This is a genomic window from Cupriavidus sp. MP-37 (assembly GCF_020618415.1).
Lineage (GTDB): Bacteria > Pseudomonadota > Gammaproteobacteria > Burkholderiales > Burkholderiaceae > Cupriavidus.
In genome coordinates, this window is record NZ_CP085344.1 from 603020 (window position 1) to 626427 (window position 23408).

A 23408-nucleotide genomic window follows, 5' to 3' on the forward strand; every position below is an offset into this window, starting at 1 on the left:
GAGACGCACCATGACGCCCACCGCCCTGATTGCCGACGATGAAGAGCATCTGCGTGCGTACCTGCGCGGCAAGCTGCAGCGCCTGTGGCCGGAGTTGCAGATCGTTGCCGAGGCGACCAACGGCATCGAAGCCGCCGACGCCATCGCGCGCTTGTCGCCGAGCGTTGCCTTCCTCGATATCAAGATGCCGGGCCTGTCGGGGCTGGAAGTGGCGCAGGGGTTGGAAACCGAAACGCGGGTGGTGTTCGTCACCGCCTATGACGAGTTTGCGCTCGATGCGTTCGAGCGCGCCGCAGTCGACTACCTGGTCAAGCCGGTCAGCGAGGAGCGCCTGGGCCGCACCATCGAGCGATTGCGCAAGGCGTTGCAGGAAGCGGCGCCGCTGCCCGAGTTGGCGCAACTGCTGAACCAGCTGACACGCGCCCAGCCGCGCGCCGAAGGTGCCAGCCAGTTGCGTTGGGTGCGGGCCAGCCGTGGCAATACCACCAGCCACGTGCCGATCCAGGAGGTGATGTATTTCCAGAGCGAGGACAAGTACGTGGTGGTGCATACCGTGGATGGCGAGCACCTGATCCGCACGCCGTTGGCGGAGCTGATTGCCGGTCTCGATCTCGAGGTGTTCTGGCAGATCCACCGCTCGTCCATCGTCAATATGGAATACGTGGCCGGCACGCGGCGCGATGAGTCCGGGCGGCTGTTTGTCCGGATGCGCGGCAGCGATGCCGAACTGCCGGTATCGCGCGCCTACATGCATCGGTTCCGGCAGATGTAGGCCGGCTGGCGCGCGCGCCGCCGGCCAGTGGTCTGTCTAGTGTCGATCCATGAATTCCTGGATCTTGCGCTGTTCCCAGTCGCGGCCGCGGCGCGACAGCCGCATCCAGACCAGCAGCCCGTGCACGGTCAGCCCGAGCCCCCAGGCCAGCGTGGTGGTCAGCGGCCACGGCCAGCCCGTGGTGGCGTAGTGCGACCAGGGCGGCGAGGGGAAGTAGAAGAAGCGGAACCACAGCCATGCATTGACCACCGCATAGACCAGCAGGTGGATATACCAGCCGCGCAGCGCGCGCACCATGCGGCGCGCGCGCCAGTAGGCCATGGCGTTGGGGTCGTTGGGCGGGAAGGCGTGGTGCATGGGATACCTCGTCATCAGGAAGGTTGGCATGCGACAGGTATAGGCCACCGCCAGGCGCCGTTCCAGGCCCATGGGCTGAATCGACGGATTTCGTTCGCGAGCGTGCACGCCGTCAGCGTCAATGTCGCGCCATCGCCACCTTCATGATTGCACTTTCAGTGCATCCCAGACCGCTTGCACCCCTGGCAGCGGTGCGACTGCGCCGTGGCCAGTGGTGGCCAGCGCGGCCGCCACCGCTGCCCAGCGCGCGGCGGACACAGCGTCATCTCCGGCCACCAGCCGCGCGAGATAGGTTCCGTCGAAGCAGTCGCCCGCGCCGGTCGCATCGACCGCGTCGACGCGGAATGGCGCCACGGCGGTCAACTGTCCGCCATCGGATACCAGGCAACCCTGGCTGCCCAGTTTCAACACCACATGCGGCGCGCCCATGCGATGGCACCAGTCGACGATGCCCACGGGATCGTCGAGGCCGGCAAGCCGGCGCACGTCGTCCAGGCTGGGCAGGAACAGGTCGCACAACGGAAGTGTGGCGACGATGACTTCACGGGCGCGCTCCAGGGGCCACAGCCTGGGGCGCAGGTTGGGATCGTAGGACACCTTGGTGCCGGCCTGGCGGGAGATGCGGATGGCCTCGCGCACGGTACGCTTGGCTGACGTGCTGATGGCCTGGCTGATTCCGGAGACGTGGAGCCAGGTGGCCCGTTCCAGCAATGCGACCGGCAGGTCGCCGGGTTGCATCCGGCTCGCGGCGGAGCCCGAGCGCCGATAGGTGAAGACGTGGCCATCCGGGCCGTGATGGACGAAGTAGAGCCCGGTAGGTGCCGATGCGTCGATGACGACGCCGCTGGTGTCGACGTGTTCGCGGTGCAACAGGCACCGGCACATGCGGCCGAATTCGTCGTCGCCCAGCCGGGTCAGGTAGGCGCACCGCGCACCCTGGCGCGCCGCGGCGATGACGGCGTTGGAGGTATCGCCGCCGAAGCCCTGCAAGTAGGTCCGCGACCCGCGCGGGCCGGTATGGTTGAACTCGACCATGGCCTCGCCCAGCGCGACGATGTCGAAGCTGGCGCGCATGTCAGGCGTCCTCGCCCAGGTCGAGCAACACCTTGCAGCTGACGCGGGGCTGGTTTTCGGCGAGGTCGAATGCGTAGGCCACGTCGCGGAAATTGACCTGGTGCGTGATGATCCGGCCGGGATCCACCAGACCGCGCGCGATCCAGTCGATGACGGTGGGGAACATCGCGCAATTGAGACGCGAGGCGTACAGGGTCAATTCCTTGCTGGTCAGCGCTTGCTGCGGCAGGGCCGATGGCGTGGCGGAAAACCCCAACACGCCGATGCGGCCTGCCGGCGCGGCGATGGCAACGGCTTCTTCCAGGATCGCAGGATGGCAGACCGCATCGTAGATCAGCGTCGGCCCGCCCGCCGCGCCGCGGCGCTCCAGCGCGCGCGCAAGCGGCTCGCGCGCGGTGTTGATGATTTCGTCATCCGCGGCGCCGCAGGCTTGCGCCAATGCCAGCCGTTCATCGACATGGTCGGTGATGAAGGTGCGTACACCATAGACGCGCTTGAGCACCTGCAGCAGGTTGAGTCCAACCGGCCCGGCGCCATAGATCAGCGCTACGTCCGAGGGCAGTACGCCGGTGCGGTGGGTGGCGTTGGCGGCCACCGCAAACGGCTCGATCACCGCGGCACTGGCAGTCGGCATGCCATCGGGCACCGGGTAGGCGTTACGTGCCGGCACGCATGCGAATTGGCTGAAGCCGCCATCCCGGTGCACACCGATCACCTGGAGCCGCTGGCAGACATTGTGCCGGCCGATCCGGCACGCATGGCATTGACCGCAGCTGACCACCGGATCCACCACCACCCGTTCGCCGATGCGGTCGGCGCTGACGCCCGCGCCAACCGCATCGACATGGCCCACGAACTCGTGGCCGATGACGCGCGGATAGGTCACGAACGGATTCTTGCCATGGAAGATGTGCAAATCCGAACCGCACACTCCGGCAAGGCGCACGCGCACGCGCACCTCGCCTTCGGCCGGGACCGGGTTGGGTCGCTCGCACACGGCCATGCGGTGTGCTTGCTCGACGACTACGCTCAACATGCTGGCTCCTTGTTCCGGTCAACTGGCGCGGCGGCTACCAGTTCCACATCGCGCCGTCGCGCAGCCGCGCCACCGGCAGGTAGGCGCGTTCGTACGGATAGCGGGCCGCCAGCCGCTCGTCGATGTCGACGCCAAGGCCGGGCACGTCGTCCATCACCAGGTAACCGTCCTCGAGGCGGTAGTTGTGCGGAAACACCGCGTCGACCAACGCGCCATGCGGCATCAGTTCCTGGATGCCGAAGTTTGGCGCCCACAGCCCGAAGTTGACCGCCGCGGCCATGCATACCGGTGACAGGTCGGTGGCGCCGTGGAAACCGGTGCGCACCTGGTAGGTCGCGGCGAAGTCCGCGATGCGGCGCACATGCGTGATGCCGCCGGCGTGAACGATGGTGGTGCGGATGTAATCGATCAGCTGTTCGCTGATCAGGTCCTTGCAGTCCCACAGCGAATTGAAGACCTCGCCGGCCGCGAGCGGCGTGGTGGTGTGCTGGCGGATCAGCCGGAACGCCTGCTGGTTCTCGGCCGGCGTCGGATCTTCCAGCCAGAACAGGTTGAAGGGCTCCAGCGCCTTGCCCAGGCCGGCCGCTTCGATCGGTGTCAGGCGATGGTGCGCATCGTGCAGCAGGTGGGGAGCGAAGCCGACGGCTTCGCGCACCTTGTGGAACAGTTCCGGCGTGTGTCGCAGGTAGAGCGAGGTATCCCAGGGTTCCTCCGGCGGCAAGCCCTTCTGCGCCGGCTCATAGTGACCCGGTTGCGTGCCCACGCCGTACACCTTGGACAAGCCGGGCACGCCCGACTGCACGCGGATTGCCTTGTAGCCTTGCGCGATATGGCTGTGCACCGCGTCGACGGCTTCGGCGTGGTCGCGGCCGGTGGCGTGGCCGTACACCATCAGGCCATGGCGGCTGCGGCCGCCCAGCAGCTGCACCACCGGCATGCCGGCCAGCTTGCCCAGGATGTCCCACAGTGCCATGTCGATGGCCGCGATCGCGGTCATCGTGACCGGCCCGCGCCGCCAGTAGGCGCCGCGGTAGAGGTATTGCCAGATGTCTTCGATCCTGCGCGGATCGCGGCCGATCAGGCACGGAATCACATGCTCGTCCAGGTACGTGCGCACTGCCAGTTCGCGGCCATTGAGCGTGGCGTCGCCCAGCCCGTACGCGCCGGCATCGGTGACCACCTTGACCGTGACGAAGTTGCGCCCCGGGCAGGTGACGATGGTTTTTATCTGTTCGATCTTCAAGGGTGTCTCCGGCCGGATCGTCGTTGTCGTGGGCCCGATGGCGCCGCCTGGTTGCGCAACGCCTGCATCGGTGAGGATGCGGCCAGAGTACTGCGGGCCGATTGCGGCGGAGTACGGCCGATTCCGCAATCAAATGCAGCGTTAGCCGCAGTTGAATCGCGAAAGCACCGCACGTTGGACACCACGGCGGCGTGCAAACTTCTTCGCATCGAAGACAACGCCGGATGCACGCACGATGCTGCTGCCAACAGACCTGCCGAGGTACCGCTGATGAGGCTCACGCAACGCAACGGTTGCCGCGCCAATCGTGAAGTGCGCCAGCCCGGCTACGATCGCGGACGCTTGTCGCGCGGCGTGCTGCATCTTGGCCTTGGCGCATTCCATCGCGCGCACCAGGCGCTGTACACCGAGGCCGCAATCCGCGCCGGCGATAGCCGCTGGGGCATTGTCGGCGTCAGCCTGCGCGAGCCGCGCACACCGCGCATGCTGGCGGCGCAGGACTTCCTGTATTCGGTGACCGAACGCGAAGGTGCGGCGGCTACGACGCGTATCGTCGGCGCCGTGGTGCAAGCCTGGTATGCACCGCATGCGCTGGAGGAGGTGCTGGGTGCGCTGGCCGACCCCGGTATCGCGGTGGTGACCTGCACGGTCACGGAAAAGGGCTACTGCCAGCATCCGTCCAGCGCCGACCTGGACACGGACCACGCCGATATCCGACACGACCTGGCCTATCCCGACACGCCCAGAAGCACGCTTGGCGTACTGGCTGCCGGACTGCGCCGCCGGCCTGTTGGGGCGCCGCTCAGCATCGTTTGCTGCGACAACATGCCCGCCAACGGCCAGACGCTGCGCAAGCTGCTGGCGCAGTACGCAGCGCTGACGGCCCCGGCACTGGCCCGCCGCGTGCGGGACGACGTGGCATTTCCCAACACCATGGTGGACCGGATCGTGCCCGCCGCCACGCCGGCATCGCGCCGTGACGCGCAGCGTCGCCTGGGTTTGCGCGACGAGGCCGCCATCGTCTGCGAAGCCTTTACGCAGTGGGTGATCGAGGACCGCTTTGCCGGACCCAGGCCGGCATGGGAAGCGGGCGGCGCGCTGATGACGAGCGATGTCCGGCCGTTCCAGGCGATGAAGCTGCAGCTGCTCAACGGCACGCATTCCGCCATCGCCTATGCCGGGCAACTGTGCGGGCTGCAGACCGTTGCCGAGGCCATGGACGATCCGCTGGTCGGCGCCTTCGCGCGCGGCGTGATGGCGGACCTGCGCGCCACCGTGCAAGCGCCGCCCGGATATGACGTGGACGCATACAGCGAGGCCTTGCTGCAGCGCTTTCGCAATGCCGCGCTCGATCATCGCACTGTGCAAATCGCAGCCGACGGCACGCAGAAAGTGCCGGTGCGCTGGCTGCCCGCCCTGCGTGCCAGTGCAGGCATCGAGCGGCCCTGGCTGGAACGCGCGCTCGCGGCCTGGCTGCATTGCCTGCGCAGCGGACGCAGCGATGGCGGCCGCGCGCTTGCCTTCGACGATCCCGGCGCACCGGCGCTGGCGGCGTGCCTGCGTGGCGCCCACAGCGATGCCGACGCCGTGACACAGGCACTCGCGCACGCTCCTGTCTTCGGCAGCGAGCCGTGGCCCGTGCCGCTGGCCGACCGCCTCGCCCGTCACCTGGCGGTGCTGCGCGTTGGCGGCACCGCCGCGCTGCTGTCGTCCTGAGCCATCCCCATCCGACAACAAGGAGACCACCACACCATGGCCATGCTGTTGACCCGACGCCGTTTTGGCGCGCTAGCCGCCGGCTCGCTGGCGATGACGCTGCCGGCAGCCCACGTACTGGCCCAGGCCGCCACCATCCGCCTGAAGTACGGCACCGCCTTTCCCGCCGACCATCCGGGCACGCTGCGCATCCAGCAGGCGGCGGTGGCCATCCGCCTCGACACCGGCGGCAAGGTCGATTTGCAGGTCTATCCCAACAGCCAGCTCGGCAGCGAGCCCGACATGATCGCGCAGGTGCGCACCGGCGCGATGGACTTCATGTCCACGGCCGGCACCAACCTGCAAACGCTGGTGCCGACCGCCGGCATCAACGGCGTGGCCTTCGCCTTCAAGGACTACGCCACGGTCTGGGCCGCGATGGATGGCGACGTCGGCGCCTATGTGCGCGCCGCGCTGGGCAAGGTGAACCTGCACGTCTTCGACAAATGCCTGGACAACGGCTATCGCAACATCACCTCGGCGAGCCGGCCGATCAACACGCCGGCGGACCTGAAAGGCTTCAAGGTGCGCGTGCCCGGCATCCCGCTGTGGATCTCGATGTTCAAGGCGCTGGGCGCGTCGCCGACGGCCATTCCGTTCGGCGAACTCTACTCAGCGCTGCAAACTCGGGTCGTCGACGGACAGGAGAATCCGCTCGCGCTGATTCGCAGCGCCAAGCTTTATGAAGTGCAGAAGTTCTGCGCGCTGACCGGACACACCTGGGACGGCCACTTCATCTTCGGCAACGCCAGGAAATTCCGGGCGCTGCCAGCGGAGGTGCAGGCCGCCATCACCGCCCACTTCACCGCGGCGGCGCTGAAGCAGCGCGAGGACATCGCGCGCCTGAACACCGATGCGCAGGCCGAGCTGAGCCGCCTCGGCATCGTCTTCAACCAGCCCGATCCCGCGCCGTTCCGCGCCTTGCTGCAAGGCGCCGGCTTCTATGCCGAATGGAAGAAGAAATACGGCGACGAAGCGTGGTCCAGGCTGGAGAAATACGCGGGCCGTCTCGCATGACGGCTGGCACGAACGATAAAGAAGACAAGGAGACATCGATGGAGCACACCGCTGAAGCCATTGCGCCAGCGCTCCCGGCGCCATCAGCCGCCGCGGCCTGTTGGCGCCGCCTGCTGGCCTGCATGGTGGAGGTGCCGGCCGCGCTGATCGTGCTGGCAGAGATCCTGCTGCTGGGCGGCGGTGCCTTCGCGCGCTACGCGCTGCACCAGCCGGTCCCATGGACGGATGAACTGGCCAGCATCCTGTTCCTGTGGCTGGCGATGCTCGGCGCCATCATCGCGCTGGACCGCGGCAGCCACATGCAACTGACCACCTTTATCAAGAACCTGCCGCCCGCCAGGCGCGCCTGGGTCGACGCGCTCGGCATGTGGCTGGTGGTGGCGTTCCTGTCGCTGTTGCTGCGGCCGGCGTGGGAGCATCTGACCGAGCACCTCGAGGTGTCGACGCCGACGCTGGAGATCAGCGAAGGCTACCGCGCCGCCGCGGTGCTGGTCGGGATCGTGCTGATGCTGGTTGCGGCGATCTTGCGCCTGCTTGCGGCGCACTGGAAACCGGTGCTGGCGACCGGCCTGATGGTGGCAGTGTGTAGTGGCGTGCTTTGGCTGCTGTCGCCCACGCTGATGACGCTCGGCAATGCCAACCTGGTGATCTTCTTCCTGCTGATGCTGGTTGCATGCGTGGCCATCGGCGTACCGATCGCCTTCGCCTTCGGCCTGGCAACGCTGTGCTACCTGTCGCTGTCGACGGCCACGCCGCTGTCCATCATCCCGAACCGCATGCAGGAGGGCATGTCGCACCTGATTCTGTTGGCGGTGCCGCTATTCGTCTTCCTGGGCGCGCTGATCGAGATGACCGGCCTGGCGCGGGCGATGATCCACTTCCTGGTCAGCCTGATCGGCCATTTGCGCGGCGGCCTGCAGTATGTGCTGCTGGGCGCGATGTACATCGTCTCCGGCATCTCGGGCGCGAAGGCCGCCGACATGGCTGCCGTGGCGCCAAGCCTGTTCCCGGAAATGAAGCGGCGTGGCGCCAGGGACGGCGACCTGATCGGTCTGCTGTCGGCATCGGGCGCGATGTCGGAAACCATCCCGCCCAGCATCGTGCTGATCACGGTGGGATCGGTGACCGGGGTATCGATCACGTCGCTGTTCATCGGTGGCCTGATGCCCGCCGCGGTAGGGTTGGTGATGATGTCCCTGGTGGTCTGGTTCCAGACCCGCAAGGAAGACATGAGCCGCGTGCCACGGCCGTCGCGCCCGGTGATCGTGAAAGCCCTGCTGGTTGCGCTGCCGGCACTGGCGCTGCCCATCATCATTCGCACGGCGGTGGTCGAGGGGGTGGCTACCGCGACCGAGGTGTCTACGATCGGCATTTTCTACGCGGTGCTGGCCGGGATCCTGGTGTATCGCCGGTTCGAGTGGCGGCGGGTCTATCCGATGCTGCTGGATACGGCGGCGTTGTCCGGTGCGATTCTGCTGATCGTCGGCTGTGCCACGGCGATGGCGTGGGCGCTGACGCAGTCCGGCTTTGCGCAGGACCTGGTGCGGATTCTGTCGTCCGTTCCCGGTGGCAAGACCGGTTTCCTGCTGGTATCGGCGCTGGCCTTTGTCATCCTCGGCAGCTTGCTGGAAGGTATTCCCGCCATTGTGTTGTTCGGGCCGTTGCTGTTTCCCATTGCCAAGCTGGTTGGCGTGCATGAGGTGCATTACGCCATGGTGGTGATTTTTGCGATGGGCCTGGGCCTGTTCGCGCCGCCCTTTGGCGTGGGGTTTTATGCCGCCTGTGCGATCGGGCGGGTGTCGCCTGACGTGGCGATGCCGCGGGTGTGGCCGCATATGGCGGCGTTGTTTGTGGCGCTGGTGCTGTTGACGTTGGTGCCTTGGTTTTCGATCGGGTTTCTGTGAGGGGACTTCTTTGCGTGGCTCCGTACTGCGGATTCCGGGCTCTGCCGCGGAGCACATCGCGGCGCACGCATGGCACTGTCGCGAGCGAGCCCGAGGGTCTATTCCAGCCCGCTTGTTTTCTCCCCTCTCCCGCTTGCTGTATAGACCGGGGACATAGGTAACAGGTGTGCCAGGACATGGGTAACACTTTTCCCGCTTAGTCAGCGGGAGGACAACGTTGCCCTGGAGCCAAACCACCGTGAAGCAGCAAAGAGAAGAGTTCGTCCGCCTGGCACGCCAGGCGGACGCCAATATTGCGGAGCTTTGCCGCCGCTTCTGCATCAGTCGCAAGACCGGTTACAAGTGGTTGAACCGAGAGGATCTGGACGACCGAACTCGGCGGCCACATAGCTCTCCCGGCCGAACGCCAGCTGCCGTCGAAGAGGGCGTGCTAGCGATCCGAGCCGAACATTCGGCCTGGGGCGCCCGCAAGATCGCACGCGTACTGGAGCGTGACCACTGCGTCCAAATCGCCCCGAGCACAGTCAATTGGGTGCTGCGCCGCCATGGCTTGATCGATCCGGCCGCCAGCTCGGCCGCTACAGCCTGGCAGCGCTTCGAGCACGACCGGCCCAATGCACTATGGCAAATTGACTTTAAAGGCCACTTCGCTACCGACACGCAGCGGTGCCACCCACTCACGGTCTTGGACGATCACTCCCGGTTCAATGTGCTGCTCAGGGCCTTGGGCAACGAACAGTTTGAATCCGTACAGGAAGCGTTAGAGAAGGCTTTTGCGCGCTATGGGCTGCCCGAGCGCATCAATGCAGACAACGGCCCGCCCTGGGGTTCTCCAGTGCCCCGTGCACTTACCACGTTGGGTGCTTGGCTGATCCGCCTGGGGGTGCGGCTCAGTCATAGCCGACCTCGCCATCCGCAGACCAACGGTAAGGACGAGCGCTTCCATCGAACCATGCAGGCAGAGCTGTTGGCCAACCAGCGCTTCCGGGATCTGGACGATGCGCAGCATCACTTCAGCCATTGGCGCCACGTGTACAACTTCAAGCGCCCACACCACGCCCTGGATATGGAGACACCCGCAAGCCGCTATGCGCCTAGTCCACGGACGATGCCGCGCGAGCTCCCGCCTATCGAGTACGGCAGCGATGACATCGTGCGAAAGGTAGGCGACGGTGGGCGCATCTGCTTCCGAGGAAAGACGTTCCGGGTCGGACGAGCCTTGGTCGGAACGCCCGTAGCGCTGCGCCCTCGCGTGGATTTGGACGGCACCTTTGATGTCTACTTCTGCCATCAGAAGGTGGCCACAATAGACCTACAGGAGGCCAATTAAACTGGAGACTGGACTGTTACCCATGTCCTGGCACATGTGTTACCCATGTCCCCGGTCCATACAGCTTGCGGGAGAGGGGCGGGGGAGAGGGCCGGCGCATCAACGAAGTCACCAACGTAACAGCCCTGGAAGATGTCCCACTACGCAGATCGCAGCCTCAAGGTCGGATGGTTCGAAAGTGGTACGGAATCCTAAGGCGCCCTACAGGTTGCATCGACCACTGGCGGGCCGTGGGCATGCAAGAGTCTTATGCCGCAACGTCTCCGTCACTGCCTTGCGACTCCACCTTGGATGCCCATCCCGACTTTGCGGCGCGTAGCACGATCTTCTGCTTCTCCGCGCGTTCGATTGCGTTGATGCGCTCAATCACAGAGGCAATCGGTGCATTGCCTTCTGCGCGCGCCAGGTAAAGCAGGCGCACCAGCTTGTCGGCCCAGCCTGGCAACTTGCCGGTTTTTTCCCAACGCGCAATGGCCTGCTCATTGTTGCCAAGCAATTTCGCCAGGCCGGCTTGCGATTGCATCAACCCGGCGCTGCGGAGGTAGCGAAATTCCGCACCGGTGAGAGGGGAGGGCTTCTTTGCCAGAGCCAGGCAAATGGCGACGCAAAGACCATCCAGGTCCTCGATAGACACGCCTTCGCCATAGGGCGTTTTATGGACTTTGTAGCCATTGACCAGCCACACGTTCTTGAGGCCGCCGTCTGTGTAGTGGTACATCTTCTTACCTTTTGGTCACATCCATCACCGTAATGACCGTCAAGTCGGACGCGGGGTAATCGACCAGAACAACGACGCCAACGTTGATTCCCGAAACATAGCGTTCCATCACGCAGCGAAGACCGGGTGCCCGCATGTCGGGCTCCGGGTCACGCGAGATGACGCCTTTACGAAGCGCTTCGAGAACCATCGGGTCGTTGATCATCCGCAGCGACATTCGCTCTCGCGCATGAGGCACGAACACGATGTTCGACGTTTCCATTGCACATGCGTGAATGTGCTTTTCCAACTGACGTGTCGACGGGTGCCTCACTGGGCCACCTATTATTTTGATAGGTTGAAGTGTATCCCAGTTTCTCCCGCTGCCACCGCCAAGAGACTGTACCGCGCCGTAGATAGATCGATTTCCGACATAGGACCTCCTATCGTTGCATGAAGGTCCGCCGTGTGACGCAAGAGGGGGGCGGCGGGCCTGACGACGAGGGTGGAAACCGGTGTCACAACCATTGCCGGTCAGCTTTTCGGCTGCCTCATCCGGCCCGCCATGGATGGCTTGCACGTATAGGCAAGAACGGTCGTCACGGACGACCGTTCAGTTGAGGCATTCGAGTTTCCACACTCGGTCACTGTTGTTCGATGACAGCCCCAGTCTCCCGCGCCACGGCACGCAGCGCGATAAGACAGTTCGCATTCCCATACGGACGCCGCATCCTGCCCGAGCCTCGCTCGCCAGCAAATAGCCGAAATCCTAAGAGCGCCTTCGAAGCGAAGATTCTTCCCATTGAAGGGAAAACTTCCGGGCATTTGATCGAGATGAAGATCGCGTTTCGAATCGGCATTCCTCCGTTGATTTCCTTTAGATGCAGGAGCACAAATAGACGATTGCTATGCGCAACGTCGCCATAGCGCGTCTGTATAACAACGCGGTTTGGCGCATTGGCAAATGGATCCTGCACGCTTCCACCAACAGCTGTTTTCCTCTACCCATCGCCTGTATGCCCTCGACGGTGAAGGCGCACTGGCCGAACTGGCAATGGAAGCCTGGCTCGGCCGCGAGGCCATCTCTGCGCTGTTTGAGTGGCGCATCGTGGCGGTCAGCGCCAACCCCGATATCGCGCTGGACAGCCTGCTCGGCCAGCGCATCACGCTGCAAACGACGCTCGCAGGCGGCAGCCAGTCACGCCGTACCGGCCTGATCCGGCAGGCCGAGAAACTCGGCGCTGACGGCAGCCTCGCGCGCTACCGCCTGACCGTGGTGCCCTGGCTGTGGCTGACCACGCAGCAGCGCCACAGCCAGGTGTTCCAGAACCGCAAGCTCGACAGCATCATCGAAGCCGTTCTGCAGGACTACGCGCCGTACGCGCAGTGGCGCTATGCCGCCGGCGCCGAAGCCCGCATCGCCGCGTTCGGCGAACGCGACCACATCGCGCAATTCCGCGAGACCGACTACCAGTTCCTGTCACGCCTGCTGGCCGAAGCCGGGTTGGGCTATACCGTGGTGGAAGATAACGAGGCGCCCTTCGGCCATGCCGTGGTGATCTTTGCCGACAGCGCGCAATTGCCCGAAGATCCCGAGTCAGCGGCCGGCGGCGGCATCCGCTATCACCGTGCACATAGCCAGGAATCGGCTGACGCCATCCAGCAGTTGATCTGCGAAACCCGTGCCGCGGTCGGCGGCGTCGCGGTGGGCGCGTGGGATCCCGAAGGCAAGCGCACCATCCGTGGCCACGCGCCGGCGCGCTTCGGCGTCTTTTCAGGCCAGGCCGCCAGCCCCGATCCTTATCTGTCCGTCAGTCTGTCGCTGGCGCCGGACACGGCCAGCGCACTGCGCGTCGCCGAGCAGGTGATGGAAGCTATCGAAGCCCGCGCGCTGGTGTTCACCGGCAGCGCTTCCGTACGCACCCTGCGCAGCGGCACACGACTGAGCGTCATCGGCTGCCCCCACCTGCCGCCGCAGGAAGACGATACGGCGGCGTATCCGCTGCTGCTCGACGCGGTCGAGCACTGCGGCATCAACAATCTCGCCGTGGAAACGCGCGCCGCGCTCGCCGACCGGATGGGGCCGCTGGAAGCGGCGTTGCGCTTCGACACGCCGCCGCCGGCGCCGGATGCCGCGGCAATCACCGCCGGCCTGATGCACAGCTTCGTCGACGACGCGGCCGAGCGGCTGGTGCCGACCCCAGCCCTGCTGGCGGCGGCTCGGGAACATGGCCATGCGGCGCGCTTCCGTGCCTTCGACGCGCGCCGTCCTTGGCGCGCCGCCGTGCTGGCGGGCGACTGCCCGCGCCTCTATAGCCGGTCCACCCCGCTGGGCGTGCATACCGCAATCGTGGTCGGCCCGGACGGCCAGACCGAGGCCGACGGCAACGCCGAACACCACGCCAGCCCGCGCGGCCACATCCGCGTGCGCTTCTCCTGGCAGCGCGGCGAGCGCGCCGACGACCGCAGCAGCCGCTGGGTACGCGTGGCGCAGCGGCAAGCCGGTGCGGGCATGGGCTGGCAATGGCTACCGCGCATCGGCCAGGAGGTGCTGGTCAAGTTTGCGGACAACGATATCGACCAGCCGTTCGTGATCGGCGCGCTGTACAACGGCCAGGGCGAAGCCGGCATCGCACCCACGCCGGGCGGCAAGTCGATGGCCGCCACCACGTTCTCGCAGCCGTATGACGCCAGCGGCATCTATGCAATGGGCTCCGATAGTCAGCCAAGCGCGCAAGGCAACCTCGCAGGCGGCAACAGCCCGGGGTGGCACGGCATGGGCGCCGATCCGGAAGGCCACCGCAACGACGCCGCGCTGACCGGGTTCAAGAGTCAGGAACATGGCGGCAAGGGCTACAACCAGCTGGTGTTCGACGACACCGACGACCAGCTGCGCACGCAACTCGCCACCACCGAACAAGCCACGCAGCTCAATCTGGGCCACGTGATCCACCAGCAGGACAATCGCCGCGGCAGCTTCCGGGGGCAAGGGTTCGAGTTGCGCACCGACGGCCACGTCGCGATACGCGGCCGGGCCGGGCTATTGCTGACGACCTATCGCGATGCCGTCACGGGCCGCGTGCTGCCGACTGGCGACAACGCTGCAGGCATCGCGCTGTTGCGGCAGGCGGGGGATCTGGTCAGGACGCTGAGCGACGGCGCGATCACGCACCAGGCCCAGGCACTGTCTACTGGCAAGGATGACGCGGCGCCGCTGGCGAAACAAGCCAAGGCCGCAGCCGGCATGGTTGATGGGCAATCCCTCGATGCCGCGGTGGATGACGCGACTTGCGGCAATACCAGCACGCCAGGCAAGGTGCCGCACCAGGGCGAGCCGATGGTCCACCTCAACGGCAGGGCTGGCGTGGCTATGGTCGCGGGCCAGGACTTGCAGCTCGCCATCGGCGAAAGCGTCGTGCTGGCCAGCGGGCAGGACAACAACGTCGCCGTCGCGGGGCAGGGACGCATTCATGCGGGACAGGCGATCGGCGTGGCGGCGGGATTGTCTTCGCCCGGCGAGGGCAACGTCGGGCTGCAGCTGACTGCGGGCCAGGATGATATCGATCTCCAGGCGCAGCATGACTTGCTGAAGCTGGCGGCGCGAGAGGACCTGACGATTGTCTCGGCAAATATGCATGTGGACTTTGCTGCGGCCAAGCGCATTCGTATTGCGACGGCTGGCGGGGCTGCCATCACGATTGAGGGGGGCAATATCACCTTCGAATGTCCGGGGCCGATTACCTACAAGGCAGCGCAGAGGATTTTCGAGGCAGGCGTCCGCCACGACTATCCGCTGCCGATGGCACCGGCGACTCCATGGGAGATACCCGGTTCCTTCCCATACTCCTGAGCCGGAGTGCGCCATGATCATCAGCTATCCCATTCTTACAATGCCGCCGGCAGGCAACGCCATGGAAGAGTCGGAGGACGCCTGGCTGGCGCGGCTGCTGGCCGAGTCAGACGACCCGAAGGGCGCGTATCCGGCCCGCATGGTCGGCAACACGTACTGTTGGCACGGCGGTCTGCATGTCGGTGCCAATGCGGCCACGCCGGTTCGCGCCATCGCAGATGGCACCATCGTGGCCTACCGGCTGGCACCCAATACCGAAATTTATGAAGGGCAGCCCTATGACACCAGTTTCGTGCTGCTGCGCCATCAGACCGAAACCGGCGCCGCCACGCCATTGGTGTTCTATTCGCTGTACATGAACCTGGTCGCCGCCGAGCATTTGCACGGTCGTATCGACACGCTGCCGGCGTGCTACCGAACCCGTACCAGCCCGGACGCGCGGGTGCCGGACGATCCCAAGAAAGCCAAGGTCTACCGACGCGACATACTGGGCTATCCGGGAAGCCAGCACCAGGCCGGGCGCAGTGGCTTCCATTTCGAGATCTTCTGTACCGACGAGGCACTGGCTGGGTTTTTCCGCGACAGCAGCCTCATCACGGAAAAGGGCAGCGCCGATATCTACGGCGACATTCACTTCGTTATCCCGGAAGGCAAGTCATTTGTAGCGGCGCATCCGCGCTTGCCCAAGGGCAATGGGGTATGGCGGACGGCGGACAAGGATGGCAACTCGATGTTTCCGTCTGGCACGGCGGGAAGCAATGCCGGGCAACCGCTCTATGTCAGCGTCCGTCTGGAGAAGGACAAGCGCATCACCACCACACGCGTACGCACGGCGCATGGCCAGTACCGCGAAATCGGCCGGGTCGTGCAGCCGGGTTATGCCTATGCCATGCTGGCTCTCGCGGAGGCGCTGTATCCGGACAACCCAAGCGCCGGACTGGAGTGGCTTACCTTCGGGCGTGTGCTGAGCGAAGAGCGCACCCGCCACACCGACAATTGGCAATTGATGCCCTATGCGCCTGGCTCGGCGGGCTATATAGACCTGTCGCAGGCCGGCATCGTGCGGTTGTCTGACGCGGACTTCCCGCACTGGTTGGGCTGGAAGAAGGTCGAGGAAGGTACGATGCTGAGTCCGGGCGATGCCATCGTCGACGAGCCGGCGACGCTACAGATGCTGAGCGACAACGGCGATGCGGGCAAGGCGGCGCTGCGTCATCTGGTGGTCAAGCATCCGACTGAATGGGATGTCTCTGACCTGGACGTACGCTTTGCGCGCCTGCGCAAACCGGGGATGCCGCTGGTTTCGGAGGACAGCTGGCAGCGGTTCAAGGAACAGGCGCAGAAGCTGGCATTCTGGCAGCACACAGGATTGCAGCGTGCGGTATGGCATTTCCATCCGCTGCAATTCATTCATCATATGCGTAGGGCGCTGTGGCTTAGTGTTGATGAGCTCAGGCAGGCTGTGCCGGCGAGGATGTTGCGAGGCCTTGGGGCAGGGATTCCGGCCAAGATAGTTTATGAAGCAGCACAGAATTCGGCCGGGAAGTTGATCGCATCCCACTACAAGCAGTTCAATACCATGTGGCGAAAATATGGAGTGACTACGCGGCCGCGTCTTGCCGCGTTCTTAGGGAACTCGGTACAAGAAACGATCTGGCTCAGTACTTTGGTAGAGGTCGGTGGAGGGAACAATTGGTATGCGCCATGGTATGGGCGGGGAGCTTTGCAGCTTACTCATCCAGGGAATTACATCGGGTACTGGAAGTTCCGGGGGCGTAACATCGACACCTCGCTCAGCACGATGCTTGCCACTGCTCATGAAAACGCAAGCAAGCTACGCAGCAACGTGCCGCTTCACGCTGTGGAGGCTCGCATACCAGATGCTGTGGCAAGGTGGCGCGGTGAGATAGTGGACAAGCATTATGAGGCCGCGGACAGCGCTGGCTACTATTGGTTATTGAACCGGGCTAACGAAGAGGCCGACGAATACACCCCTAACAAGAGACGGACCTTCAACATTCATTTCAGCAGCCGGCTAAAGAAACGAGAGCCGTATGTGTTCTACGAAAATGTGTCGTTCCGGCGAGTGGCTTGCACCGTTAACCTGCCGGATCATTTGGGGCGGGATAATCCCGCGTTGAACGGCCTTGTGGATAGGTATCACGCCTACGCCTATGCGCAAGTATTGCTGTTCGAGCATCCGACCTTTCCCGATGGTGCTGGCATGGAGCAAATCAAACCGGAGGACTATGGATGGAAAAATTGAAGCTGCAAGGCCACCTAGCGTTGGTTAGACGTTGGGCGGCTCTTGCCTTGCTGCCTGCTGCATTGAATGCCCGGGCTGGCTTGGACAATGATGCGGCTCTGCCAAATGGCATGCAGCGCTACGTAATCCCAATGAGTGATTGCGCGGTCGAGTTTGTAGCGAAAGCTGGCGGCTATGCTGACCTAGCCGAGCCCAGTCCTTCTCTATTCGGCTATTTCCGACACAACAACCACTATCCGAAGGATCGCTATGATCGCGCCCTGCATTTCTCGATCAGCTGTCATGTCGGAGCTGCTAAAGAGATATGTCCGAAACTAATGAAAGCATATCGCGGCGTTGATAAGGCCCATGCAAGGGATATTCAATTCAGACAACTTGGCGAACTGAACCCACGCTACTACAGCGAGGCGTACATCGAGACATGGAGCGCAATTGCGCCGCCACGTCCTCGGACATTGGCCTTCTGCATGGGTGATGAGCATCGCGCGGTTATGAGTGAAAACGGCGACGTGCTATTAGGCTACGACCCGCGCGAGATCACCGAAACGCGCGGCAAGCCGATCTTGAAACGATCGGAGCGAGCGTTACCCGACGTCCTGGCCATCATCCGTTCAATGCGATTCGTCCCCGACCCATAGCATCAGACGCTCTCAGTCGACCAACGTCGCCAACGCCTCCCGCGCCTCCCGCCTCAGCTTTTCCAGATCCAGCCCCACCACCGCCCCATCGCGCACCACCTGCCTCCCCCGCACCAGCACATCCCTAACCGGCGTCGGCTCTCCAGCCGCGACCGGTGCCGTGCCGATGTCATGGAACCCATGGAACCGCAGCCCGCTGACGTCATAGATCGCCAGGTCCGCCGATTGCCCGGGCGCGAGCGTGCCGATGCCGGGCAGCCCAAGTACCTGCGCTCCGCCTGCAGTGCCCCAGTGAATCACTTCCTCGACGCGCGTTTGCGCGGCACCGCCCAGCGCGCGATGCACCAGCCAGGCGAAATTGGCCTCGTGCACCATGCTGCCCGATTCATTCGACGCGACTCCATCCACCCCAAGCGATACCGGCACGCCCGCATCCGCCATCGCCCGCACCGGCGCGATGCCGCTGCCGAGCCGTGCGTTGCTGACCGGGCAATGCGCCATGCCGGTGTTGGTTACGGCCAGCATGCGGATTTCTTCGGGATTCACCGTGACGAGGTGGGCGAACCAGACATCCGGTCCCAGCCAGTCGTGGTCGGCGACGAACTGCACCGGCGTGCACTGGTATTTCTCGCGGCAGAACCTGACGTAGTTGTCGGTCTCGGACAGGTGCGAATGCAGGCGCAGGTCCACGCCCCGGCCAAAGGCGGCGAGTTCGCGCAGCAGCGCGGGCGGTAGCGAGAAGGTCGGTGTCGTCGGTGCCACCACCACGCGGCGCAGGCCGTCGGGTGAGGCGTCGTGGTAGCGCGTTTTCAGCCGTTCGATGTCGGCCAGCATTTCGTCCAGCGTTTCGGGCACCAGGGCTGTTGCGCGCATGCCGGGATGATCCGAGGCTGACTGGATCGCGCCGCCGCGGCACAGCACCAGGCGCATGCCGAGCTCTTCCGCCACCTCGAACAGCACGTCGCCGGTTTCCGCGCCGTGGCCGTGGTGATACAGGTAGTGGTGATCGGCGCAGGTGGTGGTGCCGGACAGCAGCAGCTCCGCCATGCCCAGCCGCACCGCGGTGCGGAAGATCTCGGGGCTGAAGCGCGCCAGGCGCGGGTAGGCGACCGACGCGAGCCATTGCTCGAGTCCGGCGTTCATGCCGCTGGGCACGGCCTTCAGCAGGTTCTGGAACAGATGGTGATGGGTGTTGACCCAGCCTGGATAGATTACGCAGCCGCTGGCGTCGAGCACGGCTTCGCCGTCCTGGCGCGGCAGGCTGGCGCCGATCTCGGCGATGCGGCCGTCGCGGATGCGGATGTCGGCGGCGCCCGCGCGCGCGGCAGTGCCGGCGCGGCCGGTCATCACGGCGGCGGCGTTGCGGATCAGCAGGGCGCCGGCCGGCGCGTTGGTGGCGTGGATGGTGTTGGTGTTAGGCACCATGTTTTCAGACCCCTTGGACGTTGTCGGCATTGGCGGGCAGCGCGTCGGCTTCACGGGCTGGCAGGCCGTTGAGAATCAGGTTGAGGACCACGGAAACCACGCAGGCGATGATCACGCTGCTGTGGACAAAGGGCTGCAGGAAGCCGGGCAGCTTCTCCAGCATGCCGGGCAGCATCACCGGCATCATTGCGCAGCCCAGCGTGATCGAGACGATGGACAGATTGTTGGGGTTGCGCTCATAGTCCACGTCGCCCAGCGTCTTGATGCCGGCGGCCACGACCACGCCGAACATCACCATGGTGGCGCCGCCCAGCGCAGCGGCGGGAATCGATGCAAACAGCGCGCCGATCTTGGGCACCAGTGCCACCGCGCACAGCATCACGCCGCAGGTGGCGACCACCCAGCGGCTGCGCACGCCGGTGACGATCACCAGCCCCACGTTCTCCATGAACGCGATGTACGGAAACGCCGCGAACATGCCGCCGATGGCGCTGGCCAGGCTGTTGGCGCGCAGGCCGCGGGTGGCGTCGCGCTCGGTCAGCGGGCGCTTGACGATATCGCCGACGGCGACGAACAGGCCCATCGATTCCACCATCTGCACCACCATCACGATCACCATGGTGGTGATGGCACCGATGTTGAAGGTGGGCATGCCGAACGCGAACGGCGTCACCATGGTGAACCAGGGCGCGCGCGTGACTTCGTCGAAGCTGCCCATGCCCAGCATCCACGCCACCGCGCCGCCGACCAGCAGGCCGATCACCACCGACAGGTTGCGCACCAGTTCGCCGCCGTGCCGGTTGATCAGCAGGATCAGTGCCACCACGCCGAAGGCGACCAGGAAAAAGATGGGCGCGCCGAAATCCGGCGCGCCCCTTCCGCCTCCAAACCAGTGAAACGAAACCGGGAACAGGGACAGGCCCACCGCGGTGATGGTGCAGCCGCTCACCACCGGCGGGAAGAAGCGCTTGAGCTTGCCGATCACGGGCGCCAGGAACATCGCGATCACGCCGGCGGCGATGATGGCGCCGCAGACGCCGTTGAAGCCCAGCGCCGGGTCGGTGCCGATGGCGATGACCGGGCCGACGGAGCTGAACGCCACGCCCTGCATCAGCGGCAGGCGCACGCCGAACTTCCAGAAGCCCACGGTCTGCAGCAGCGTGGCGATGCCCGAGGTGAACAGCGCGGTGCTGATCAGCATGGTGGTCTGGGCCGGCGTCATCTTGAGCGCCCCGGCCACGATCATCGGCACCGCGATGGCGCCGAGATAACTGACCAGCATGTGCTGGAAGCCGAGCGACGCCATGGCGCGGGCCGGCAGGATCTGGTCGACGGGATGAACCGCTGCTTGCATGATGTTGTCTCCTGCCGCTGCTGGGGAAAGTGCGCCATGCCGGCGGCGGCTGGCCCGGTCTGTGTTTGCCGGGTTCGGTCCGTCACGGTGCCATGCGCGGCGCATGACGCGCGCATGCCTTGCACAGTAGTGATGTACGGCATGCCGTCATAGCGTTATTGCGAAGGCTGTGGCACGGGGCCGCAAGCGGGCTGGCGAAATGCGCGCTGGGGGCATCAGGGGTTTCCCTTGGGTTGCGTAAGCGGGGTGGGGGTCATAGGATGGATGACGTATCTCGCGGCGAGCGCTTTCCGCGTGTTTGCTCCCCTCTCCCGCTTGCGGGAGAGGGGCAGGGGGTGAGGGCAGGCGCCGGCATACCGACGGCGTGGACTTCGTTGACGCTCCGGCCCTCACCCCCACCCCTCTCCCGCGCGCGGGAGAGGGGAGCGTGAACCGCGGCTGTTGGCAGTGGCATGCGTATCGGCAGGCAAGCCTTTGTGTTCTCCAACTTTCCGTCCCCATTACATATGCCACCCACCGCAGCCTGGTCCGCCGCAGCCCAGCGCCCGTCAGTCTCTCGCGGCGGCGACCTCGATCGCATCCAGTCGCTGTCCGGCCGCGTGTTCGGCCCGACGCGGCTGCGCGCGGCGGAGGATGATGCGGCGCTCGATGCGCGCATCGATACCAGCACCATCGGCCGGCTGACGCTGGTGACCATCGCCTACAACCAGGCGGTGCAGATCGAGCCGCAGCCGAACAAGGACGAGTTCGTGATCCAGACCGTGCTGGCCGGCACGTGCCGCGTCGAGACGCCGCGCGGCGCGATGCTGATGCCGCCGGGAGCGACCTTCGTGTTCTCGCCGACGGTGCCGACCACGCTGTCGCTGGATCCGGGCTGCGAGCGCTTCAGCGTGGTGATCCGCCGCCAGCTGATCGAGGAAGCGTTCCGCCAGCAGTTCAGCTTCGAGCCGCCGGCGCCGATCGAATTCGACATGCAGCCGGTGGCCGACGATGGCCGTGCCGCTCGCTGGCAGGCGCTGGTGAGCTACCTGCGCGCGGAAACGCGCGTGCGGCGCGAAGGCAGCGGCGTGCCGGCCGTGGATGCCAGCATCGAACGCATCGTTTTGTCGACCCTGCTGCTCGACCGCTTCGCCGCGGACGGCAATATGCTGCCGCGGCGCTTCGAGGCGGTATTGCCCGACTACGTGCGCCAGGCCATTGCCTACCTGCGCGCCAACCTGGACCAGCCGCTGACGCTGGAGCAGATCGCCGCGCATTGCGGGGTGTCGGCGCGCACGCTGCAGCTGGGCTTTCGCAAGAGCAAGGACACCACGCCGATGGAGTACCTGCGGCTGCTGCGCCTGCATGGCGCGCGCGCCGACCTGCGGCGCGCGCCGCAAGAGAAGGGCATGGTCGGCACGATCGCGCTGCGGCACGGCTTTACCCACCTGAGCCTGTTCTCGCGCGAGTACCGGCGCGAATTCGGCGAGCTGCCGTCGCAGACCTTGCGCGCGGCCGCGTCGCAGCGGGACTGACGGCAAGCCAGCCCCGCTGCCGCCCGGCACGGCATCAGGCGGCCTGCGCCACCGGCAGGCACACCTTCAGCAGTGTCTGCAGCCGCAGCTTGTCGAGATGGCGGCCGATAAAGACGAACTTGCTTTGCGCCGGTTCCGCGCCCCACGCCTCGGCGGGATGGAAATCCATCAGCCGGTGCACCGCCTGCAGCACGTAGCGGCGCTCATCGCCCGCCACCGCGACGATCCCCTTCATGCGGAACACATCGTCGCCCTGCGCGGCCAGCAGCGCCTTCAGCCCATGCTCGAGGCGCTGGCGGTCGAACGGCTGGTCGAACACCAGCGAGACCGAGGTCACCGACGGATCGTGACGGTGGCCGTGCGTGTCGTCATCGTGCGCGTGGTCGCAGTGCTCGTCGCAGATGTGGTCGTGGTCGTGGTGATCCGCCTGGTCGTGCGCATGGGCGTGGCCGAGGTGGTCATCGTGCGCATCCGCCTGTATCGATCCCGGCGTAAAGCCGCCGATGCCGAGGATCTTGCCCAGGTCCACCTGCGCGAAGTTGGAGCGCAGGATCTGCGCGCCCTCGTTCAGGCGGTGGATGCGGGCTTCCAGCCGGTCGAGCTGCGCGGCGTCGACCAGGTCGGTCTTGTTGAGGATCACGCGGTCGGCGGCGACGATCTGGTCGACCGCCTGGTTGTCGAAGCCGGTCAGCTGGGGATCGTCGAGATGGCTTTCGATATGCACCGCATCGACCAGCGTCAGGATGCCATCGAGCGTGACCTGTCGCGCGACTTCGTTGTCCATGAAGAAGGTCGCGGCGACCGGCGTCGGGTCGGCCAAGCCGCTGGTTTCGACCAGGATATGGTCGAAGCGCTCGGGGCGTTCCAGCAGCTTCTGCAGGATGCGCACCAGGTCCGTGCGCACGTCGACCACGCAGCAGATGCAGCCGTTGGTCATCTGGTAGATCTCTTCATCCGACGTCATCACCAGGTCGGAGTCGACGTCGACTTCGCCGAACTCGTTCTCGATCACGGCGATGCGGTGGCCGTGCTTCTGCGTCAGGATGTGGTTGAGCAGCGTCGTCTTGCCCGAGCCGAGGAAGCCGGTGAGGATGGTGACCGGGATGGGCGGCTGTTGTGCGACGGCAGGTGCGTTCATGTTGTCTCCTGATTTCTACCGGTTGGGTACTGCGTTCC

Annotated in this window: 18 protein-coding genes; 9 read left to right on the forward strand and 9 right to left on the reverse strand. The window is 65.3% G+C overall.

The features are described from left to right. Positions 1-10: 10 nt before the first annotated feature. Positions 11-772 carry a LytTR family DNA-binding domain-containing protein gene (locus LIN44_RS02910; RefSeq protein ID WP_227313435.1) on the forward strand — a complete coding sequence of 254 codons (762 nt, stop codon included), beginning with the start codon at positions 11-13 and terminating at the stop codon, positions 770-772. A gap of 36 nt (positions 773-808) precedes the next feature. Here the strand turns inward: LIN44_RS02910 and LIN44_RS02915 are convergent, their stop codons facing one another. The 4 genes from LIN44_RS02915 to manD all read right to left on the reverse strand — a co-directional run bounded on the left by LIN44_RS02915 (position 809) and on the right by manD (position 4482). Continuing rightward, positions 809-1129, reverse strand: a complete 321-nt coding sequence (locus LIN44_RS02915; RefSeq protein WP_116386628.1) for a 2TM domain-containing protein — start codon at positions 1127-1129, stop codon at positions 809-811. A gap of 141 nt (positions 1130-1270) precedes the next feature. Further along, positions 1271-2203, reverse strand: coding sequence for a sugar kinase (locus LIN44_RS02920; RefSeq protein ID WP_227313436.1), 933 nt, complete (start codon positions 2201-2203; stop codon positions 1271-1273). Between the two features lies 1 nt (position 2204). After that, complete coding sequence (locus LIN44_RS02925) at positions 2205-3239, reverse strand: Zn-dependent oxidoreductase (protein ID WP_227313437.1); 1035 nt, start codon at positions 3237-3239, stop codon at positions 2205-2207. Between the two features lie 34 nt (positions 3240-3273). Next, positions 3274-4482 (reverse strand): D-mannonate dehydratase ManD, encoded by a 1209-nt coding sequence (gene manD / locus LIN44_RS02930; protein WP_227313438.1) that lies wholly within the window; start codon positions 4480-4482, stop codon positions 3274-3276. A 270-nt stretch (positions 4483-4752) separates the two neighbouring features. Between manD and LIN44_RS02935 the strand changes: the two genes are divergently transcribed. The 4 genes from LIN44_RS02935 to LIN44_RS02950 all read left to right on the forward strand — a co-directional run bounded on the left by LIN44_RS02935 (position 4753) and on the right by LIN44_RS02950 (position 10488). Then, positions 4753-6198 (forward strand): mannitol dehydrogenase family protein, encoded by a 1446-nt coding sequence (locus LIN44_RS02935; protein WP_227314326.1) that lies wholly within the window; start codon positions 4753-4755, stop codon positions 6196-6198. 36 nt (positions 6199-6234) lie between these two features. Then, positions 6235-7254 carry a TRAP transporter substrate-binding protein gene (locus LIN44_RS02940; RefSeq protein WP_227313439.1) on the forward strand — a complete coding sequence of 340 codons (1020 nt, stop codon included), beginning with the start codon at positions 6235-6237 and terminating at the stop codon, positions 7252-7254. 38 nt (positions 7255-7292) lie between these two features. Next, a complete protein-coding gene (locus LIN44_RS02945) occupies positions 7293-9158 on the forward strand; it encodes a TRAP transporter large permease subunit (protein WP_227313440.1) in 1866 nt (621 codons plus the stop codon). A gap of 217 nt (positions 9159-9375) precedes the next feature. Next, on the forward strand, positions 9376-10488 hold the full coding sequence (locus LIN44_RS02950) for an IS481 family transposase (protein WP_227313057.1): 1113 nt from the start codon (positions 9376-9378) through the stop codon (positions 10486-10488). 247 nt (positions 10489-10735) lie between these two features. Here the strand turns inward: LIN44_RS02950 and LIN44_RS02955 are convergent, their stop codons facing one another. Both LIN44_RS02955 and LIN44_RS02960 read right to left on the reverse strand, forming a co-directional pair. Further along, on the reverse strand, positions 10736-11206 hold the full coding sequence (locus LIN44_RS02955; protein WP_227313441.1) for a hypothetical protein: 471 nt from the start codon (positions 11204-11206) through the stop codon (positions 10736-10738). Positions 11207-11210: 4 nt separating this feature from the next. Continuing rightward, a complete protein-coding gene (locus LIN44_RS02960) occupies positions 11211-11468 on the reverse strand; it encodes a DUF4258 domain-containing protein (RefSeq protein ID WP_227313442.1) in 258 nt (85 codons plus the stop codon). A 681-nt stretch (positions 11469-12149) separates the two neighbouring features. Between LIN44_RS02960 and LIN44_RS02965 the strand changes: the two genes are divergently transcribed. From LIN44_RS02965 to LIN44_RS02975, 3 genes are read left to right on the forward strand one after another with little or no spacing between them, the layout of a single operon-like run. Then, positions 12150-15035 (forward strand): type VI secretion system Vgr family protein, encoded by a 2886-nt coding sequence (locus LIN44_RS02965; protein ID WP_227313443.1) that lies wholly within the window; start codon positions 12150-12152, stop codon positions 15033-15035. Positions 15036-15048: 13 nt separating this feature from the next. Beyond that, the gene (locus LIN44_RS02970; RefSeq protein WP_227313444.1) at positions 15049-17301 is read left to right on the forward strand and encodes a M23 family metallopeptidase; all 2253 of its coding nucleotides are present in this window, start codon (positions 15049-15051) and stop codon (positions 17299-17301) included. Next, entirely contained in the window at positions 17289-17939 is a 651-nt protein-coding gene (locus LIN44_RS02975) for a hypothetical protein (RefSeq protein ID WP_227313445.1), read from the forward strand. Before LIN44_RS02970 ends, LIN44_RS02975 begins: the two co-directional genes overlap by 13 nt. Positions 17940-17951: 12 nt before the next feature. Here the strand turns inward: LIN44_RS02975 and LIN44_RS02980 are convergent, their stop codons facing one another. Both LIN44_RS02980 and LIN44_RS02985 read right to left on the reverse strand, forming a co-directional pair. Continuing rightward, positions 17952-19364, reverse strand: a complete 1413-nt coding sequence (locus LIN44_RS02980) for an amidohydrolase family protein (RefSeq protein WP_227313446.1) — start codon at positions 19362-19364, stop codon at positions 17952-17954. Between the two features lie 4 nt (positions 19365-19368). Beyond that, the gene (locus LIN44_RS02985) at positions 19369-20718 is read right to left on the reverse strand and encodes a nucleobase:cation symporter-2 family protein (protein ID WP_227313447.1); all 1350 of its coding nucleotides are present in this window, start codon (positions 20716-20718) and stop codon (positions 19369-19371) included. Positions 20719-21224: 506 nt separating this feature from the next. On the opposite strand from LIN44_RS02985, the gene LIN44_RS02990 reads away from it, so the two are divergent. Next, positions 21225-22232: an AraC family transcriptional regulator gene (locus LIN44_RS02990; protein ID WP_227313448.1), complete on the forward strand. Its 1008-nt coding sequence runs from the start codon at positions 21225-21227 to the stop codon at positions 22230-22232. A 34-nt stretch (positions 22233-22266) separates the two neighbouring features. Here the strand turns inward: LIN44_RS02990 and LIN44_RS02995 are convergent, their stop codons facing one another. Then, positions 22267-23370: a GTP-binding protein gene (locus LIN44_RS02995; RefSeq protein ID WP_227313449.1), complete on the reverse strand. Its 1104-nt coding sequence runs from the start codon at positions 23368-23370 to the stop codon at positions 22267-22269. Between the last annotated feature and the right edge of the window lie 38 nt (positions 23371-23408).

Bases quoted from the DNA above. Each gene is read 5' to 3' on its own strand.
- LIN44_RS02910 (WP_227313435.1), top strand. From the start codon at position 11: ATGACGCCCACCGCCCTGATTGCCGACGATGAAGAGCATCTGCGTGCG.
- LIN44_RS02915 (WP_116386628.1), bottom strand. From the start codon at position 1,129: ATGCACCACGCCTTCCCGCCCAACGACCCCAACGCCATGGCCTACTGG.
- LIN44_RS02920 (WP_227313436.1), bottom strand. From the start codon at position 2,203: ATGCGCGCCAGCTTCGACATCGTCGCGCTGGGCGAGGCCATGGTCGAG.
- LIN44_RS02925 (WP_227313437.1), bottom strand. From the start codon at position 3,239: ATGTTGAGCGTAGTCGTCGAGCAAGCACACCGCATGGCCGTGTGCGAG.
- LIN44_RS02935 (WP_227314326.1), top strand. From the start codon at position 4,753: ATGAGGCTCACGCAACGCAACGGTTGCCGCGCCAATCGTGAAGTGCGC.
- LIN44_RS02940 (WP_227313439.1), top strand. From the start codon at position 6,235: ATGGCCATGCTGTTGACCCGACGCCGTTTTGGCGCGCTAGCCGCCGGC.
- LIN44_RS02945 (WP_227313440.1), top strand. From the start codon at position 7,293: ATGGAGCACACCGCTGAAGCCATTGCGCCAGCGCTCCCGGCGCCATCA.
- LIN44_RS02955 (WP_227313441.1), bottom strand. From the start codon at position 11,206: ATGTACCACTACACAGACGGCGGCCTCAAGAACGTGTGGCTGGTCAAT.
- LIN44_RS02960 (WP_227313442.1), bottom strand. From the start codon at position 11,468: ATGGAAACGTCGAACATCGTGTTCGTGCCTCATGCGCGAGAGCGAATG.
- LIN44_RS02965 (WP_227313443.1), top strand. From the start codon at position 12,150: ATGGATCCTGCACGCTTCCACCAACAGCTGTTTTCCTCTACCCATCGC.
- LIN44_RS02970 (WP_227313444.1), top strand. From the start codon at position 15,049: ATGATCATCAGCTATCCCATTCTTACAATGCCGCCGGCAGGCAACGCC.
- LIN44_RS02975 (WP_227313445.1), top strand. From the start codon at position 17,289: ATGGAAAAATTGAAGCTGCAAGGCCACCTAGCGTTGGTTAGACGTTGG.
- LIN44_RS02980 (WP_227313446.1), bottom strand. From the start codon at position 19,364: ATGGTGCCTAACACCAACACCATCCACGCCACCAACGCGCCGGCCGGC.
- LIN44_RS02985 (WP_227313447.1), bottom strand. From the start codon at position 20,718: ATGCAAGCAGCGGTTCATCCCGTCGACCAGATCCTGCCGGCCCGCGCC.
- LIN44_RS02990 (WP_227313448.1), top strand. From the start codon at position 21,225: ATGCCACCCACCGCAGCCTGGTCCGCCGCAGCCCAGCGCCCGTCAGTC.
- LIN44_RS02995 (WP_227313449.1), bottom strand. From the start codon at position 23,370: ATGAACGCACCTGCCGTCGCACAACAGCCGCCCATCCCGGTCACCATC.